The 18,100-nt window shown below is 37.3% G+C and carries 14 protein-coding genes; 4 read left to right on the top strand and 10 right to left on the bottom strand.

Going from position 1 to position 18,100, the window contains the following annotated elements:
* Positions 1–308: 308 nt before the first annotated feature.
* The gene (locus NCWK1_RS05230; RefSeq protein ID WP_103123977.1) at positions 309–548 is read left to right on the top strand and encodes a hypothetical protein; all 240 of its coding nucleotides are present in this window, start codon (positions 309–311) and stop codon (positions 546–548) included.
* A gap of 316 nt (positions 549–864) precedes the next feature.
* Here NCWK1_RS05230 and NCWK1_RS05225 read toward each other — a convergent pair whose 3' ends face one another.
* From NCWK1_RS05225 to NCWK1_RS05210, 4 genes are all read right to left on the bottom strand, one after another.
* Complete coding sequence (locus NCWK1_RS05225) at positions 865–2,139, bottom strand: ATP-grasp domain-containing protein (RefSeq protein WP_103123976.1); 1,275 nt, start codon at positions 2,137–2,139, stop codon at positions 865–867.
* A gap of 54 nt (positions 2,140–2,193) precedes the next feature.
* The gene (locus tag NCWK1_RS05220; protein ID WP_103123975.1) at positions 2,194–3,066 is read right to left on the bottom strand and encodes an isoaspartyl peptidase/L-asparaginase family protein; all 873 of its coding nucleotides are present in this window, start codon (positions 3,064–3,066) and stop codon (positions 2,194–2,196) included.
* 14 nt (positions 3,067–3,080) lie between these two features.
* Positions 3,081–4,763, bottom strand: coding sequence for a GTPase HflX (gene hflX / locus NCWK1_RS05215; protein ID WP_103123974.1), 1,683 nt, complete (start codon positions 4,761–4,763; stop codon positions 3,081–3,083).
* 860 nt (positions 4,764–5,623) lie between these two features.
* Positions 5,624–8,368, bottom strand: coding sequence for a hypothetical protein (locus NCWK1_RS05210; RefSeq protein ID WP_103123973.1), 2,745 nt, complete (start codon positions 8,366–8,368; stop codon positions 5,624–5,626).
* 465 nt (positions 8,369–8,833) lie between these two features.
* Here NCWK1_RS05210 and NCWK1_RS05205 point away from each other — a divergent pair, with 465 nt between their 5' ends.
* Positions 8,834–9,124: a hypothetical protein gene (locus NCWK1_RS05205; protein ID WP_103123972.1), complete on the top strand. Its 291-nt coding sequence runs from the start codon at positions 8,834–8,836 to the stop codon at positions 9,122–9,124.
* A gap of 17 nt (positions 9,125–9,141) precedes the next feature.
* Here NCWK1_RS05205 and NCWK1_RS05200 read toward each other — a convergent pair whose 3' ends face one another.
* Positions 9,142–9,912: an SDR family NAD(P)-dependent oxidoreductase gene (locus NCWK1_RS05200; protein ID WP_103123971.1), complete on the bottom strand. Its 771-nt coding sequence runs from the start codon at positions 9,910–9,912 to the stop codon at positions 9,142–9,144.
* Between the two features lie 93 nt (positions 9,913–10,005).
* Positions 10,006–10,515 (bottom strand): GNAT family N-acetyltransferase, encoded by a 510-nt coding sequence (locus NCWK1_RS05195; protein ID WP_103123970.1) that lies wholly within the window; start codon positions 10,513–10,515, stop codon positions 10,006–10,008.
* 192 nt (positions 10,516–10,707) lie between these two features.
* Here NCWK1_RS05195 and NCWK1_RS05190 point away from each other — a divergent pair, with 192 nt between their 5' ends.
* Positions 10,708–11,373, top strand: coding sequence for a class I SAM-dependent methyltransferase (locus NCWK1_RS05190; protein ID WP_096580882.1), 666 nt, complete (start codon positions 10,708–10,710; stop codon positions 11,371–11,373).
* 42 nt (positions 11,374–11,415) lie between these two features.
* Here the strand turns inward: NCWK1_RS05190 and NCWK1_RS05185 are convergent, their stop codons facing one another.
* Positions 11,416–11,949: a protein-tyrosine phosphatase family protein gene (locus NCWK1_RS05185; RefSeq protein ID WP_103124133.1), complete on the bottom strand. Its 534-nt coding sequence runs from the start codon at positions 11,947–11,949 to the stop codon at positions 11,416–11,418.
* Positions 11,950–12,044: 95 nt separating this feature from the next.
* The gene (locus NCWK1_RS05180) at positions 12,045–12,404 is read right to left on the bottom strand and encodes a DOPA 4,5-dioxygenase family protein (protein ID WP_103124132.1); all 360 of its coding nucleotides are present in this window, start codon (positions 12,402–12,404) and stop codon (positions 12,045–12,047) included.
* A 187-nt stretch (positions 12,405–12,591) separates the two neighbouring features.
* Here NCWK1_RS05180 and NCWK1_RS05175 point away from each other — a divergent pair, with 187 nt between their 5' ends.
* Positions 12,592–12,783: an RNA-binding S4 domain-containing protein gene (locus NCWK1_RS05175; RefSeq protein WP_096580876.1), complete on the top strand. Its 192-nt coding sequence runs from the start codon at positions 12,592–12,594 to the stop codon at positions 12,781–12,783.
* 247 nt (positions 12,784–13,030) lie between these two features.
* On the opposite strand, the gene NCWK1_RS05170 is transcribed toward NCWK1_RS05175, so the two are convergent.
* Complete coding sequence (locus NCWK1_RS05170) at positions 13,031–13,282, bottom strand: TIGR03643 family protein (protein ID WP_103123969.1); 252 nt, start codon at positions 13,280–13,282, stop codon at positions 13,031–13,033.
* Positions 13,283–13,599: 317 nt separating this feature from the next.
* The gene (locus NCWK1_RS05165) at positions 13,600–17,313 is read right to left on the bottom strand and encodes a HEAT repeat domain-containing protein (protein WP_103123968.1); all 3,714 of its coding nucleotides are present in this window, start codon (positions 17,311–17,313) and stop codon (positions 13,600–13,602) included.
* Between the last annotated feature and the right edge of the window lie 787 nt (positions 17,314–18,100).

Below are 18,100 nucleotides of genomic sequence, written 5' to 3'. Positions count from 1 at the left end.
TACTATTTCCAGGTGCAAGATGTGAGCTAAGTCTGACTGTACTATTTTGACAGTGAGATGGCCTTCAACTCCCAATGATAGTGTAGGAGTGCGATCGCATAATATCTCCTCTGGAGACTCGCAGAAATAAAACAGGCAAAGCCTGATTCGCAAATAATATACTCACCCAAAATAATTACTCAATTGAGTTAATACACAGCGTATTTTTCCCCAATTAGTTATAAGAATAGTTCTATCTACGGATAGTCAGACTAGTAGAAAATAAAAACTAAAATTAAAAAATAACCTGATTAAAAAGTATAAATATTATGACATCAAACACCCCCCAAGACAATCGGCAAGACGAGAATAAATATGAGCCAGAAGATAATCCTGGAACTCAAACCACTGTTCCAACTACAGATAAAGGTGATACTCCTTTAGATGAAAGATATCGGATGACTGGTCAAGAATCAGGTACAGAAACTCGTCAGGGTGCTGAACCTGAAGCGGCTGGCGGTAATGTTACAGTTCCTGGTCTTCCCAATCAAGGAACAGAGTCTCGTTAATCAAATTCCTGCATCTTTGACAATTCCCGAATTAAGAATTCGGGAATTATTATTTTATAGATATTTCCTTAAACTGACTGCACTAACACACCATTATTCTTTCTGTATGAAGCGAGTTTTCTGACAAAAAGTTTTCCGCAGGGATAATCTGCTATTTCAAGTTTCAGTATAATTGAACAGAACTTACGCAAAGACTACGTTTTTACGTCATTACGAGCGTTCGCGTTAGCGTCTCGCCCAGAAGCGAAGTAATCGCAAAGGCTGATTTTTCTGACGAGTGCGTAAGTCTTATGAAGCATCGATTTGGAAATCATATTTAACTAAGGCTTTGTAATCCTTTACTTTGTAAGTTCTCCTCAATATGCTGCATTTGTGCGAGTGTTTCTCCTGTAATAACCCCGTATATATCAGTATAAATTGCACCAGATTCTTTTCTCTCTAGAGCAGATAATATAATCAAATCTTTGCGCTCTAATTCTGGCTTTAAAGTTAGAAAAATTGATTCTAATGAACCAAAGATGCGGTAGCTACTAGAATATTTAGCTACCTCTTTGCCAAGTGCTAGTAAGGTGTGGCGTTGCAAGCACAGCGGAGTTGAACCGTTAACACGAAAATTGACATCAATCACATACATCTGGCCTTCTTTATCTTCTAAAACATCAAAGCCAATAACGCCAAAATATTCGTGTTGATGAGCATACTTACCAATAGCGGCAATCATCTCCGAGAATTTATTCATGTCTATTTCACGGTAATTAATCATACCGCCTAAATAGTTGCCCTCTGCGGTAACAAGTTGACTTGTAGTCCCAATAAGCTTGATTTCTCCCGCTTTATTAATATAAAACTGGACGCAGTAATTTTGGACAATATTTTTAATAAACTCGGAAACAATAATCGTATCTAGCAACTTAATATCGATGTATTTCCTCAGTTCTTCAAGGCAGTAATTTAGTTCCCTGGTGTTGTTGATAATATAAGTACCTTCTCCAGACAGTCCGTGAGATGTTTTAATGAGATAAGGAAATTTTTCAGGTAAGGGAATATCTGCAAGATTAACTTGCTGAAGGTGGTAAGTTACGTATTTGGGATATGGTACACCCAGTTCGGCTAAGGTAGCTTTGTTGAGCAAGTGATAGTGGGTATCGGGATTAACAGCGTGTTTTTCAGGTTTGAGATGATCAAAGGGAAATAGAGTAATTAGTTGATGAAAGCGATCGCTCTGACTAATATCATCTAAATAAGTTGAGCAATCTATCAACTCCATATTGGAATGATTAAAGCCAAAATGCTCCTCCCAGTAATCAATTAACAACCTTGGTGGCGGACTAATCACAATTCCGGGAATAGCATTGCCTAAAACAGCCAAATTTTTCCAAGGCTCTTTTTGAGCAATTTTGTCAAAAGAAGTTTTGGTTATTTGACTACTGCCATCTTGAATAAAATATTTTTTCGTGTTAGGGAATGCCGCCCAATTAGCAGTTGCAGGATAATTCAAAATAAACGCATAACTCGCATCTGTGATATCTTCAGCAAACAGATCAGAAAGAGAACTCCCTTGGAAGTATTTAAAGTTGGATTTTGAGTTCATATCTAATTTGAAAATCCAGAGTAGGAAGTCAAGAGAAATTACGAATTATTGAAATTATTTCTTGGTGAAAAAAGCAGCTTTATCCATTTCTGTGGTCATATAAGCAACTGCCATATCTTGAGAATTATACGCCCAGCCTACTCGTCCTTGATTGTCTATCAGAATGCAGCCAGCTTCACCTTTGACTTTAGATATTAAAGTGTCAATTGCCATTTGTGCGGCTTCGTCTGGGTGTCTGTCTCCTACCAAAAAATCGATCGCAGTTTTTGCCAAAACCACTGGAATAATCGACTCACCATCACCTGTTGTGGAGCAAGCGCCGAGTTTATTATCGGCGTACAAACCACAGCCAACCAGTGCAGTGTCACCAACGCGCCCACTCTGTTGCTTGGTCGTCCCACCTGTTGAAGTACCAGCCGCTAAAATGCCGCTGGCATCTAAAACTACACAGCCGACAGTGTTTGGACGGTCAATTACTTTCTGATCTTCCTGCCACTGTTGCAACTGTTCCTGAGCTACTAAGTCATCTTTATTACACATTTCGGCCTGACAATCTGCGGCGAAGCGTTCTGCACCCCGCGCAACTAACATCCTAGGTTTGTCATCCATAATTTTTCTAGCTACGGAAATAGGATGACGCACACCCTGAACGGCTGCAACGGCTCCCCAACATAAAGAGCCTTCCATGATTGCTGCGTCTAACTCTACTTCTCCGTCACTGTTGAGAGTCGCGCCAAGACCAGCGTTAAATGTTTGGTCAGCTTCAAGAACCCGAATAGCTGCTTCCACTGCTTCTGAGGTACTACCGCCACCGAGTAGCACTGCCCAACCAGCTTCCGCTGCTGCTGTACAGCCTGTATGGTTGGCTGCAACTTTGTCTTCCGTAATGGTTTTTGCTCCACCATGAACAATAATAGTTGGTATCATAAAATTCCTTGTAATTAGTATGAATTTTGTGGGGCTGCAATCTCAATAGCTACTTCTATTAGTTGCAGTAAATGCTGTTTTAAAGTTTCTAAACTTAATCGCTCAGTCGCCGAAATAAATACAGCTTGCGGATATTTTTGTTGAGCTTCTGCCAAGGTTTCACTACTTACTCGGTCAATCTTATTAAATGCAATTAAACTTTTGTCGGGAATTGCAGATATTTCTTCTAGGATTTCTTGCACACTCGCAATGTGACTTTCCCAAGCTGGGTGAGATAAATCTACAAGATGCAGTAAAGCATCAGCCTCAGTTACTTCTTCTAATGTGGCGCGAAATGCGTCTACAAGTGACGGGGGCAATTCATGAATAAATCCTACAGTATCTGTGAGTAAAATTGTTCTGCGTTCTTGAGTTTCTGGTTGTGTAATTACTACTTTGCGTGTGGTTGGGTCGAGGGTAGCAAATAATTGATCTGCGGTGTAAACTTCAGCATTGGTTAACACATTGAGTAAAGTTGATTTACCTGCATTGGTATATCCCACTAATGCCACAACTGGAATTTCTTGCTGTTGTCGCTGTTGTCTGATGCGAGCGCGATGTGCTTGTAATTGGTTTACTTCTTGCTGTAATTGAGAAATTTGGCGTTGAATTGTCCGCCGTTCAGTTTCTAGTTTAGTTTCACCAGGCCCTCGTGTACCAATTCCTGCACCTAATCTCGACATTTCCTGTCCCCGTCCACGTAACCGAGGCAACATATATTCGAGTTGCGCTAGTTCTACTTGTAATTTACCTTCTTGAGTACGAGCGCGTTGAGCAAAAATATCTAAAATTACTTCTGTGCGATCAACAACTCGCATCCCAATTTCATTTTCTAAATTGCGGGCTTGAGATGGAGAAATGTCTCGATCAAAAACAATTAAATTTGCACCTAACTTTTGCGCCAAAAGTTTGATTTCTTCTACTTTCCCTTTACCAACAACTGTTTGCGGATGCGGCTGAGAGCGTTTTTGTCGCATTGTGTCTAAGACAATTCCTTTGGCACTGTCTACTAAACGTGTTAACTCTACTAGCCCATCTTCAAATCTTTGGGCAGAAACATTGTCTGTTTGAACTCCAATAAGCAACACTCTATCTTGCTCAGAAAAAACTTCTTGGGGTAAAACTATTCCGCCTGCATCGGAAATATCTTTCTCCCATTCTGCAACTAAATCGCTAAAGTCTTGTTCAGTTAAATCATCTAAACTGAGGGGTGGAGAAACTATCCAAGGTGGTTGTAAATCAGGAATTAAATAAGCTAAAAAAGCTTCTTCGGCTTGGTTATTAACTATACTTAAAGTCACTAGAGCATCTAAACGTTGGCGTGCCATTGTAATTAATGCTGTTTCATCAGGAGTTGCTGATTTAAACTGAGTAGCAATGCAACGAATTCCTATCAAACGTTCGGCACTACGCCGAGGTAATTCTTCCGCTGGGATTTGAGTTTGATTTGGAGTCCCCACAGAAACTCGGAGAATTTGTCCACGCCGATTAATGTAACAACAAATAGGATGTTGGATTGTGGCACTAATTGCTGCTAAAGTTTGAGCGAATTCTAGTGTGATAAATCTGTCTGCTGGTTGCCTGTCTTCGTAAAGCTGTTGTAATTTTTTGAGGTGACTCGATTTGATGCCTTGAATATTGCCGTAGATATTTTGCATAAATCTAAATAGTTGAATTGGGTTTTATCAAATCTTGTAACAAGCCTGAATGACTAGAAACCTCAAGCCAGTTGCTACACTACGGGAAAGCTTTGAGCGCAAAAGTTGGGCATTTCCCGCCGATAGCTTTGGCTAGACTATAAAAACTAAGTCTGGCTAAGAGAAAATTAAGTTCTGTTGCTGCAATTTTAATAGTTAAGTGGAATATGTAAGTTTTAAAATTATTTCTCTAATAATTATCCTTTTTAATTTCAAGTTAATCTATCAAGCGAAACAACTAGATAAAGTTGCCTACTCTTCCTAAAGAAAGTTTATTGAGAATTGATCAGAAAAGCAGACTCAACTATAGTAATCTAAATGAGTCGTGAAGAATATAGATAAGGAAATGCAAACCTCATTCTCGCAGCTTGTCACAGAGAAGAACACTAAGGACATATAGAGAAAAAAGCAAGTAATTCGGTAAGTGGTTGGCTTATTTACTTACTAAGTTTGACAAATATGAAAGGTAAAAATTCAGGTAGCAGAGTATTGACAAAGAGAACACTTGAGGGGGAGTATCACACATATTAACCAAAGTCTGCCTCAAGATTTAAATCCAGAAAGCGTGCGTTGGGGAGACAGTCCGATCTTCTCCCAAAGGGAGAGGCTAACGCCCGCCGTAGGATGCCCAAAGGGCTGTAGGGGGTTTCCCCCAGGAAGAACTGTCGAGAGGGTTTCCTGACTTGAGGCGATTGTCGTCGGCTTTGCTGACTTGTACTCCTACGGGGAAGCAAGCTACGCGCAGCGTCTCCGATTAGGAGAAGCAACTGGCGTGCGACTTTAGTCGCTAAGTGGAAGATGTGAAATATTAGTAATCAGCTTTAAAACCGAAAACCCCCCTCAAAACGAGCTTCAAATGTACTCCCACTCATTCCTAAACGAGACTCCCAAAACATACCATTACTAGGAATCTCACGCTTAATTAATAATCCATAAGCAAAATCATTAATTCTACTTCTAATACCACGGCTAATATCTCGAAAATTTTGCAGATAAGCTCCAAAATACCAATTAGAGTTTACTTTTTGAGTGCCTTCTAGAGTGTAGAAAAAATTGTCACTTATTTCTATACTAGTTTTCAACTCCAAACCTGTGCCAAGTTCCAATGCACCTTGAAAAAATCCGGCTTGTCTCAAACGACGGGTTTCGTCATAAAATACAATACCAGTAGCCAATGAATAGTTATTCCTATATTTATCTTGACGAATAAAGGAGTAACTCAAATTTATATAAGCAGGGTTTTGATAGTTAGCTCCACTATTCCAATGAAATCGTAAAGCTGGAATATGGCTAGTAATAGCTTGAGTTTCCCCAGTAGCATTCAATTTTATATGAGTATTAATATAGTTTAATAAGCCATTAGTATAAACTCCAAATGTAGGCTCTGAGTTGCCAAGATTATTTACAATATTAAATCCATTATTTGCATTCAAGTTATACCAAATGCCCGAATTAATACTATAATTCCAATTGCCAGTAGAACCAGCCCATAAACCTTCTAAAGTAGGTAAAGATAAATATCCATTAAAAGTTTGCAAGTAAGTAATCAACCGCCCATTTTGACTTAACTCGATATTATCAAAAGCCAAATCAAAGGAACGGATATTTACCGGAACGCTTGTAGTATCAGATGAATTAAAATTCTGCACAAAATCTTGACCATCAGGGCCAATCAAAGTTACTTGTAAAGCTGATGAGCGATTATTTGGAAAAACAGATGTTTGTTTTCTAGGAATAGGCACATTAACAGATGACAAACGGCCAAAACTTCGATTTGAAACATCTATCTTAGAAAGATAAGTCTCACCTTCTTTCCAAGTAAGTTTTCCATCTATAAATTGAACTGCTCGACGATAATTACCAGTGCGAATTTGTAAAATACTAGAACTATTTGGAGTAATCGTACTCGGCAAAGTGAAAGTTCCAGAAACTTGCTCTAAACTACTTGTTCGATTACCTAAAAAAAGTGTTCTATTGAGGATTTGATTAATTTTTCTTCTCTGTTCTGGTGTTGCTTTTGAGTTGATAGGTGCAAAGTTTTCTTGTCGAGAAAATCTCTTTTGAGCTTCTTGCAAACTTTCTTCTAATTCGGGAAGATGTATTAACTCAAAAAGTCCTCCTGCAAGCATTCCTAAAGAAGCATTAGCAGTTTGTATCTGATCTACATCTATTTGATCAGCAGAGAAAGATAAAGAAGCACCAGGGTTACTATAAATATTAGTATATGTTGCTTTGTTGACTAAAGAATCGTACTGCAATAAAGTCCGATTATGCGGACGACTGAAATAAAATCTCTGCCAGTTCTGATTTTCGGTTTTATCTCTAGTTCTGAGTATAGTTTGTCGTTGACCCAAGGTAACCCAAAATAATGAATTCAGGTAAGAAAAATTACGTTGTTTATCACTAATATCAGGATTTAGCAAAATGTTAAACAAATCAGAATTATCAAATTGTTTTTGATTCCCTAATTTAATTCCTGGTATAGATGTAGTTGGAGCTTGAAATCGCGTTTTTTCGCCAGTTAAAGGATTTCCCCAAGTAAATCCAGCTTGTTTTAAATTATCTCTAGGGATGACCGTTCCTCTACGGAGGCTTACATCTCCTAATAATGGTTGTAAGTTATTAGTAGGGAAAGATTGTAAAATTAAAGGTGGGTTATTGGCATTCAATCTAGAAATATTAGGAATGAGCGCAGTTATATTTGAACTATTTGCTGTATTCGGATTATTAATCTGAACAGGAGGTGCAGGAATACCCTGTGGATTGACTAACTCGGCTGCAATTGATTGAATAGAAAATTGGCTTATATCAGTTCCTCCTACTAGTTCTTGAAAACCTTGAGGAAGGGAGGAAACGGCTTGCATTCCCCAGAGTCTTTGAGTTAATCGCACAACCTGTATACGTTCAAAGTCTGTGGTTTCTCCTTGATACAAAATCCCACTTTGCCATCCCTGAGTTTCTACTACAATTCGATTCCCCGGTAGTACCCAGTAGAATTGGTCTTCTTGAGGAAAGTGGGCAAAGTTAAATCGCTCAACGATGGGATCTTCTGCTGAAAATTTTATGGAAAAATCAATATAATTCGTACTTTGAAAGGGATTAAATGAAGATGCAGCAAAAGTTAAATTATCTCTGGGGTCAATTATCCAAGGATATCTGCTGGCGCTATTAGTCAGAGCATTCAATATAAATATTTGTAATTTTTTTTTATTTAAAATAGGATTTGGTTTGCTTACATCAGGTTCATGAGAATCAGCATCTGGTGCTAGAAATGGATTAAATATTTTTGGGATATTTGTATTATTAAAGTTAGGAAAAACTCTAACTGGCTCTGAGGTTAAAGTTTGTGATATATATATGTTTCTTGAATTATATACATTCTCCTTTGAGATATTTTTATTAGGCAATAAGATTGGAAATTGATTGTCTAATTTATTAGAATTAATTAATTCTGGAAATCGAGTAGTTTTTGCTTCTGCTTTATCCATAATTAAATTAGTAAAAAATAATAATACAAACAGCAATATATTATAATATTGCTGGACACGAAGTAATTGCTTCAACATGAGCAAACCCAATACATAGTTGGAATTAGTAAGACAAGTGAAATATTGGGAAAAGTACTAAAGAGTTAGTTACGAACTGACAGCCAGAAAAATATAAGTTTATATTTAGATATTTACTCAAATGAGCCAAGCATTACACACTTAATACCTGCGTCTTTTGTAATTAAACAGATTATGAGTTTTACAAATGTCTACACAGCCCATATCTTGCTGAGAATTTTAAGGCAACTAAGTAATGAATTCTATTGAACCAGAGAATGAATTAAATATCATGCTGAAAAGTTATATTGAATAGTTTTAGCGAGTTTTATTAATTAAATATATTCAGGAATAATGTCTAAAAAAAATATATTTTCTGCGAGTAGTTAGGACTGAAATTTTGTATAATTAAATAAAATGATAGTATAAATTTTTGTATACTCTGTTGAGTATCTAAGACATATTTAATTTAGTAAAATCATAATTATGCCATCTCATCAAAGATTGTTCACTGAACTAACTCCACAAGTAGCAGCTAGTATATGCGGTGGTGTTAATACCAAAGATGAACCTGATAAAAGACTTACTAAAAGTCTAATTCGCAGAGGTCGTGCTAGAATTCGCTATTATGTTGGCGAAAAATTACCCGATCAAAATATCAGTACTGAAGATGGAGAATGTCGCCCATATTTTAATAATTTTACTGGTCAATTTACTTTTTCGTGCGTTTTACGCGACCCTGGTATTTTTGGAGATAAAATGTTTCCTGACTTGTAAACTTATCTGAGATTTAGTTACCAAGGTAATTTGCTTCCATCCCAGGAAAAAAATTGCCCACTATCGTCTGCTTCCAGTTGTTCAATTACAGTTAATAATTGGGATACAGTACGTTCTACTGAAAATAATTTTTCTGGTGGTACACTGCGCTGAAATGGACGAGAAAGACGAGTATCAGTTGTTCCGGGATGTAAAGTTACAACCAAAGTCTGAGGACAACTTCTACCATACTCAATTGCGGCTGTTCGCATCAACATATTCAGCGCCGCTTTAGAAGCACGATAACCATACCATCCTCCCAGTTGGTTGTCGCCAATACTGCCCACTTTAGCAGAGATACTGGCAAACACGCTGGGTTCTTTATGGCGAAATAAAGGTAATAAATGTTTAGCTAGTAATACTGCACCAATACTGTTAATTTGAAAATAGCGTAGTAAATTTTCTGGGTTAATTTGTCTTAAGCTTTTTTCGGGTTGGAAATCATCTTCATGTAACAGTCCTACGCAGTTAATGACTAAATGCAGTTTATTGATTTGTGTGCTGATATTTCTTACAGCTTCAACAATCTGTAACTCATCAGTAATATCCATTTCTATACAAGTTAGTTTATCAGCATATTCAGATGTTAAAGCTAATAACTCTGCTGCTGTTTGTTGCTGACGATATGTTGCGTAGATTTGGTTGATTCTGGTATCTTGAAGTAGTTGTTTAACAAAACCGAAACCAATGCCTTGGCTGGCTCCGATAATCATAGCATTGGCATTTTTAAAATTTTGAATAAAAGACATTTAACTTAATTATTGAAATTCTAAATTAGATATTATCAGATTTTTTTACATTTATAAAAAATCTCTACATCCATAAAAATACTAATTTTATAACTAAAACTTTAATCGATAAAATAAATGAGGTAAGTTAGCATAAATAAGCTCACGCTCGTGCTTAAAACCCAACTTTTCCATCACCCTTTGTGAAGATTTATTAGTCGTAAGAGTAAAACAAACTACTTCCCGCAACTTCAGGATTTCAAAACCTACCTGCAATATTCTTTCTCCCATTTCAGTCGCTAGTCCTTGACCCCAGAATTTAGCCATAAGAGCATAAGCTAATTCAACTTCATTCTTACCTTCTACATCAGTATGGCGAAGACCAGCACGACCAACGAATTGATGATTAACTTTATCTCGAAATACCCATAAACCAAACCCATAACGCTGCCAATGATGCAAGTTATTGAAAATAAACAAACGGGTTGCTTCATCAGAACGCACACCACCTAAAGTTGCCATCACTTGTTGATTTTGGTGCATCCAATTTAATTCATTTAAATGTTGAAATTGTAGCCGTTCAGCTAACAGGCGATTGGTGGCAAAATTTTCAATTAATTGCATCTTATTTTATAGCAGGAAACAGGTGACAAAGTAATGATTTTTCGTTTTCATGCGTAACTGCTCAAGTATTTGAGCAATATATGTAACATTTAGACTATAAACATACTAAATACTACGGCAATTCGAGCAATTTACCGTTATTTTGATAGAATATTCACACAAATAAGCAGTAAACGCAAGCTCCAAGAAATTATGTCTAATAGTAAAACACTGAACCTGACACAAAATTTGTACGAATATCTCTTGTCTGTATCTCTACGGGAACCAGAAGTACTTTTGCAGCTACGACAAGAGACTGCTCACCATCCTCGTGCAAATATGCAGGTTGCACCGGAACAAGGACAATTGTTAGCACTGTTGGTCAAGTTGATTGGTGCAAAGAAAACTTTGGAAGTGGGAGTTTTTACTGGCTATAGTTCTTTGAGTGTTGCTTTGGCATTACCGCCTGATGGTAAAGTTATTGCTTGTGATGTTAGCGAAGAGTTTACATCTGTTGCTCGCCGCTATTGGGAGAAAGCAGGTGTAGCAGATAAAATTGACTTGCGAATTGCTCCAGCGACGGAAACTTTAGAGTATCTTTTAGCACAAAGTCAGGCGGAAACTTTTGACTTTGCCTTTATTGATGCTGATAAGGAAAACTACCATATTTATTACGAATTGGCTTTAAAGTTGGTACGACCAGGTGGTTTAATTGCGATTGATAATGTGCTGTGGTCTGGAAGAGTAACTCAATTAGAACTACAGGACTCATCTACCACAGCTATTCGTGAGTTCAACAGCAAGTTATCTCAAGACGATCGCATAGATCTAAGTTTGATTCCAGTTGCCGATGGACTAACGTTAGCACGCAAGCGTTAATTTAGTTGATCAAAGCATTCATAGTGTTTTAAATGAAACAAACTAGAATGCTAGACGACAATCATCTAAGAGGATATTCAGTTCCTTTACAACTTTGAAGGGATTTCTCAGAGTTAACGCAGCAGCGATCGCAGCTTCATAAGGATTTCTACCTGTTCTTCTCACGGCGGCGATCGCATCTTGATTAGAGAATCCCCGCATACTCACTAACCATGCAGCTAGTACATGACCAGTGCGGCCAATCCCACCAGAGCAGTGTACAACTACTTTCTCACTTTCTTTGTCTGCTGCTAATAAAAAAGGAAGTATTTTTTGTGTGAGTGTTTCTAAATTAGCAAAATGGAAATCTTCAATAGGTGTCCAACAAACTTTTTGACTACCAAATTCTTGTTGATATATGCCTAAAAGATGAGGATAGAAAGCTAATTGTTCTTCGCTCAGAAGACAGCAAACTCGTTGGATATTTTGCTGTTTCATAAACTCAATCCAATTATATACTTTTTCATGGGAGTAACCTGGTCTGGAAGCTCCAAATACAATTGGCTCATGCTCCCAAGCCGCAGCAAATCTGTATATATTTTTAGTCATATATTCTGGTGTCTAATTCCCGTTACCTCATCTCGTTTGCAGCAAATTCTTGCTGTTTTCCAGGCAAAGGTATGCGGAGTTTTTTAAGAGGCGTTAGGTCTAATTCGCTGTAGAACTTGGATATTCAATTCCAGCTTATTTCCTAGCCATAAAGCGTGTGCTATATGGTCTGTGACATCATCACCAGTCTCAGGATGGACGAGAATATCTAATCCCTCACGGTTCAGCATTAACCAAGGTACGACTTGCGGAAATTGGTTTGGTGCAAAGGCAACTTGATACATTGATTTAGGATGTGGCCCAATTGGCTGATCATGCCAACGTCCCAGTTGCACTTCAAATCTTGCACCTAATCCTTCGCGGATTTGAGCCGCAACATCACGAGTTTCTAGATCATAGTAAACATGAGCATGAAAACCGATGATGATACTATTTTCTTTCATAGTTTTACCTAAATTATGTTCTATCATCTTAATAAATATTGGCTGAAAAAAGCCTTGACTTCATCGGCACATAAACCGAGATGAACGGTCTTGTTGGCTTTTTGCATAATTTTTTTGGTAGCAGTGAGGCGATTATCCCTAAAATAAAGTTGATGTGCAGTATGAATTACATTCAACAAGCGGCAAAATGATTAAACTCGACCAGTTTTTAAAGTTGTTAGGTATTGCCGGAACTGGAGGACAAGCCAAACTGATGATTATTAATGGTGATGTTAAAGTCAATGGTACAGTTGAAACCCGTCGCGGACGAAAGTTAGTCTCCAGCGACCAAGTAACGGTAGCAGGACAAATTTTTAAGGTTGAGGACGTAATTGAATAGGAGTTTTGCTTCTAGTTTATCGGAGAAAGCGAGCGCTCACTTCTTCCCAGGTAACTTTGTCCCCATCTCGGTCAAGGCTGAGAAAATTAAATATATAATCAGCAGACCAGCACTCAGCAAAAAAATGATAATCTCGTGATTCATATAGCAATTTTATTTAATTTACAAACTTATTCGTGAAGCTAGGAAACAGGAAAAAGAGAACAGATTTGTTTGCAATAGGAGTTCTATCAGACTGTTCGATTCATTATTTTTGATTTTGTGATTTAAATCTGCCAGCAACAAATTCTCGTTTATTTAAATGTTTAGTTTTGCGTTTAGTAACTCTTTCTCGCCACATCCGAAAACTGGATGGTTTCATTTGCTGACGCATTAAGGCAATTACCTGTTTTTCTTGCAGTCCAAACTGTGCCTCAATTGCCTCAAATGGGGTTCTATCTTCCCAGGCCATTTCAATAATTCGATCAATTATTTGGGGTTCAAAATTTGATAGTTTCATTCTTTTGCTAATAAGTTATGACTACAAATAGATAGGTAACAGAGACTAGAAGGATGTACTTCAATAGGATGAAAACCGCTGTAATTTGCTTTCATAATATATTATAAGAGGTTGTCTCCAAACAAATGTAAACAGAGCAAAGTAATACCATTTTGGATTTTAGATTTTGGATTTTGGATTGGGGAATTTCTTAAAGGTGAGCTTTTCAGCAATTCATGTGTCGCAATCATTTTTCAAATTGGTATAAAGTGATCTGCATACAAGAAAATTGAGTATGTTATGCAAGTTAAATGTGCAACAGCTGATCACCAAAATTTTTAGCCTAATTCTGCTAACTTTTTTTTAGCCAACTCGCGCACTTGCTCATCTGGGTCATTGGCGGCGCGATCGCGTAACAATGGTAATGTTTGCGGATAGTGGGGATATTGTTCGGTAATTGCTTCTAGTGCAACTTGGCGGGGGTTATCTTGAAAGCTATATTCCCGCGTAAAGGGGTCATTAATAGCACAGGTGTAAAACACTTCAAACAAATCAAGTTGGTCTTTAAAACCTCTGGCTAACTCTTGCACAGCCACTTGTCGCACATTAGATGATTTATCTACAGTGGCGCGTTTTTTGAGAATGACGAGAGTTTCAGGGTCATTTTTGAATCTTCTGGCTAATTCTTGCACAGCTGCTTGACGCACATCTGCATATTTATCTGATGTGGCGTGTTTTTTCAGGATGGGAAGAATATCAGGATCATTGGTGAAATTTTTGGCGAGTTCTTGCAATGCGGTGCGGCGCACATATTCATTATCATCTGTTGTGGCGCGTTGTTTTAAAATTAGCAAAGTATCAGGGGAATTTTTGAATCCCCTCGCTAATTCTTGCACGGCGGCGCGGCGCACATCGGAATATTGATCAGCGATCGCTCGTTGTTGCAAAATCAAGAGAGTATCAGGATCATCTTTAAATCCCCTAGCTAATTCTTGCATAGCAGCGCGACGCACATACTGATCATTATCAGCCGTAGTACGTTGTTTTAGCCAAGGCAAAATTTCTGGTTCTTCTTTGAAACCCCTCGCCAATTCCTCAACTGCGGTTTGTCGCACACCCGAATATTTATCAGATATGGCGCATTGTTGCAGAATGAAGAGAGTATCAGCATCGTCTTTGAAAACCCTGGCTAATTCTTGCACAGCAGCTTGGCGCACATATTCGTTCTCATCTGTGATGGCGCATTGTTTAAGGATAAAAAGAGTATCAGTATCGTCTTTGAAACCCCTGGCTAATTCTTGCACTGCAACTTGGCGCACAGTCCAGTCATTATCAGTGGTGCATTGTTTTAGCCAAACAAGAGTGTCTAAGTCCTCTTTAAAGCCCCGCGCTAATTCTTGCACTGCTACTTGTCGCACTGTGCCAGAATTATCCGCAGTCACACGCTGTTTCAGCCAGTGTAAAATATCAGGTTTGTCTTTAAAACCTCTGGCTAATTCTTGCACAGCGGCTTGGCGCACATATTCATTCTCATCACTGGTGGCGCGTTGTTGCAGCATAGGGAGAATTTCTAGATCATCTTTGAAATTTCTCGCTAATTCTTGCAGTGCTACTTGGCGTACTGTCCAATCATTATCTGCGATCGCCCGTTGTTTTAGCCATACCAAAGTCTCAACATGATCTCGAAAGCTTCTCGCCAATTCTTGCACTGATGTCCGTCGCACATCTTCATGTTCATCAGCATTAGCCAGTTGTTTCAACCAAACTAAAGTATCAGCATCATCTTTCCAAGTCGTTGCTACAGATGTTACAGCTTTAGTCCGAATTTCTTGAACTAATTTAGTTTCTTCTTCATCTCGATAAGGTTGATAATAATAACCTAGGTCATATTTAGTTAACTCTTTCAGCCGATGCAATAATTTATTTGCCGTTGTTGTTACTAACAACCGATTTCGCACTTCTGCCAGGCACTTAGCAGCTAAAAAAAGATTGATAAACTTTTCTGCTTCCCCATTTTGTGCCATTAAATATTCCAGAATTTCACAAACAAACCGCGGCTCAATCATCCCCGTAATCAGGCGCAAAACTTCATGCCAAGTTTCATAACGCCAATGCTTTTCAAAAACTTCATTATTTAATTCTTTAATAGAAAGTGTTTGTGTTTCTTTAAATTGCCAAACAAACTCCCAAGCACAAAAATATTCTAAAAAAGTACGATGCACAAAAGCATAATAATCTGCGCCTAAAAAACATAACATAAAATTGCGAGTCCTTAATTGATTAATCATCACTCTCGCCACTTTAGTCGGGTATTCAAATTCAATATTTTTTAAATACCGAATCAAAATTTTTTCTAAATCATTAACACTAATTAAATTACCAGTCAAACCTTTAGCACTAGTTTGCATGTGATATGCAACTTGACGCAACATTGCTTGTTTATCTTTATAATCAATAGTTTTTGGGTCGAGGCGGGAATCTTCTACTAAAGCGCGTTCTACATCCCATTGATGTAGCAGCACCCGTGATGCTTGTTCATAAAGTGTGGCTCTATCTCGTGGTAATTCTTGGTTGCGATTGAGAATTGCCATCATCGTTAATAACAGCGGATTTCCTGCCAATTCTGCGATAGATTTTGAAGTATCAATTGCTCTGTGTAAACGCTCACGTTTGCGTAACTTATCTTCTTCATCATGAAACGTTAACTCATGCCAGCGAATGATAAAATCTTGAATCTGTTCTGCTTCTAAATCTTGCAGCATAAAATGGCGAAATTCTGCATCTCGCAAGCGTTGAGGTTTATAGCCAATCACGCGAGAAGTGACAATTACCCGCACATGAGGATAGACATTAGTAAAGCGATGAATGTCTGTAATGACATCTTCTCTTTTGCCTAATTCAAAAACTTCATCTAAACCATCAAACATCACTAAAGCATTGCCAGTCTTTAAATGTTCATGTAGTTGATTTTGATTGAGATGATGAACTATGCCACTACATTTATGAAAAAACTCTAAAAAATTACTGCACTCATTATTTTCTCTTCTTCTAATATAAGTGCGTAACTCGATTAACAAAGGGATAGGTTGAGAAATTATGTTATTTAATGGTGTTTCTGCCCAATTTAGTGCTAAAAATTGCAATAACGTTGATTTTCCTGAACCTGGATCACCTAAAATAACTATATATTTATAAACTGGATTATTGATAATATCTAGAACCGAAACTATTGGTTGTTCAAAATAAACTCTGCGGTAGCCTTCTAACTCTTCTAATAAAATTTCTGCTTCTATTTGATTAGCATCTCTGAGCTTTTTGAAATGTTCTTTGGGCAATTCATGTACTTGGGGTAAAACTTGGTGAACTTCCCGGACATTCTGGGCAATAAACATCCGCCATAACTTCAATTCGTTATAAGCATACCCAGTGGTATCTAAACTATCTAACTTGAGATTGCCGTAACGCTCATAAAGTCCTTCTTGATATCTATGTAAATCAAAATCTGTGGGAACTCCAGCTATTTTTTGCAGGTTTTTACTTAGTTCTTCTAAAGTTTGACTATCTAATAGAGAGCGTAACTTATCTGATTCTCGAATAATTGCTTTTACTTTTTTTACATATCTTTTGGTGAGTCTTTCCCAATCAAACTTTTGGGGTAAATTCGGTAAATTCATTTCATACCAAGTATGAGAAATTACTTGAGCATCTAAAAATTGACAGTCTGATTGGAAAGGATAACCGAGAGTTTCTCTGATAAATGGATTGCTAATGAAATTCTTTAATATTTTCGTATATTGTTTGAGTTCTATCTCTTCTATGTCTGCATCTTCTAATTCCTGCTGCATTAATTCTAAAAATTCTTTTAATGCTTTACCAGCAGCAATTTCAATATCTTCCTTTTTTAGTTGCTGCAAAATGTTCTTTGGTATACATTTTAATAAATCCTTAGCCCAGTCTTTTACTACGTCTTTTGCTAATTCCTCAAAAATCGGTTTAAAAGTAAACCCGACAGCTTGAGTTACACCCCAAACAGCCAGCCAATCTATTATCATCATCGCGTTTACCCAGTTTAAACTTCGAGGATACTTAATCGCTTCAATAATTTTTAATCACAAGGTAAAAGGCAAAATTTTATGAGCATTTTTATCTAATTAGCACCTTATATCTAATTCTATCTAACTACTTATATATTGTGTGGAAATTGCATTAAATTGATTTTTATTTATGTATTTGCAATGACAATTAAGTATATTTTTTTATGTATAAATATTTTTAAAATTAGTAGTAATAACCGAATAGAAAATAATTTTTTATATAAATATAAATTTTATACTAATACCAGTATTTGAAAATATAGGTAATTGCATAAACTCAAAATTTATAGGAATTGAAAAAGCTGCCTCAAGGCATTGTCTCCACGTAGGCAAAGACAAAAAACTTAAGTTAATCACATTGCAAGGACGTACAGAATACCAGATAAATTACATCACAGCTTGATACTTGAGCAAGCTAATTATATTTATGAACCAAGCGTTATTACTTTATCCGGATTGATTAGCATCTGCCGAGAAAACTTGATTGGTAGATGCACCTTGATCTTCAACTCCCCTAGCTGTTTAACATCGGCTGGGGGATTTTTTATGTGGAACAGCCATTATTTTGAGTATTTTATCCGGTTAGGGGCGATCGCACACAGAACAATTAATTGGTAGATGCACCCTGATAACTAATTCCCCTAGCTGGTTTACACCGACTGGGGGATTTTTTTTGCTTCATTGCCAGAATCGGAAAATTTTATCCGGTTAGGGGCGATCGCACACAGAACAATTAATTGGTAGA

Source organism: Nostoc cycadae WK-1 (genome assembly GCF_002897135.1).
In the GTDB taxonomy this organism is placed as follows: Bacteria; Cyanobacteriota; Cyanobacteriia; order Cyanobacteriales; family Nostocaceae; genus Nostoc_B.
The sequence above is the reverse complement of the archived record's forward strand: the minus strand, read 5'-3'. Positions and strand labels throughout refer to the sequence as shown.

Coding starts and splice junctions, on each gene's coding strand:
- NCWK1_RS05200 (WP_103123971.1), bottom strand. CDS start 9,912: ATGTCTTTTATTCAAAATTTTAAAAATGCCAATGCTATGATTATCGGA.
- NCWK1_RS05210 (WP_103123973.1), bottom strand. CDS start 8,368: ATGTTGAAGCAATTACTTCGTGTCCAGCAATATTATAATATATTGCTG.
- NCWK1_RS05195 (WP_103123970.1), bottom strand. CDS start 10,515: ATGCAATTAATTGAAAATTTTGCCACCAATCGCCTGTTAGCTGAACGG.
- NCWK1_RS05230 (WP_103123977.1), top strand. CDS start 309: ATGACATCAAACACCCCCCAAGACAATCGGCAAGACGAGAATAAATAT.
- NCWK1_RS05170 (WP_103123969.1), bottom strand. CDS start 13,282: ATGAAACTATCAAATTTTGAACCCCAAATAATTGATCGAATTATTGAA.
- NCWK1_RS05175 (WP_096580876.1), top strand. CDS start 12,592: ATGATTAAACTCGACCAGTTTTTAAAGTTGTTAGGTATTGCCGGAACT.
- hflX (WP_103123974.1), bottom strand. CDS start 4,763: ATGCAAAATATCTACGGCAATATTCAAGGCATCAAATCGAGTCACCTC.
- NCWK1_RS05205 (WP_103123972.1), top strand. CDS start 8,834: ATGCCATCTCATCAAAGATTGTTCACTGAACTAACTCCACAAGTAGCA.
- NCWK1_RS05220 (WP_103123975.1), bottom strand. CDS start 3,066: ATGATACCAACTATTATTGTTCATGGTGGAGCAAAAACCATTACGGAA.
- NCWK1_RS05225 (WP_103123976.1), bottom strand. CDS start 2,139: ATGAACTCAAAATCCAACTTTAAATACTTCCAAGGGAGTTCTCTTTCT.
- NCWK1_RS05190 (WP_096580882.1), top strand. CDS start 10,708: ATGTCTAATAGTAAAACACTGAACCTGACACAAAATTTGTACGAATAT.
- NCWK1_RS05165 (WP_103123968.1), bottom strand. CDS start 17,313: ATGATAATAGATTGGCTGGCTGTTTGGGGTGTAACTCAAGCTGTCGGG.
- NCWK1_RS05180 (WP_103124132.1), bottom strand. CDS start 12,404: ATGAAAGAAAATAGTATCATCATCGGTTTTCATGCTCATGTTTACTAT.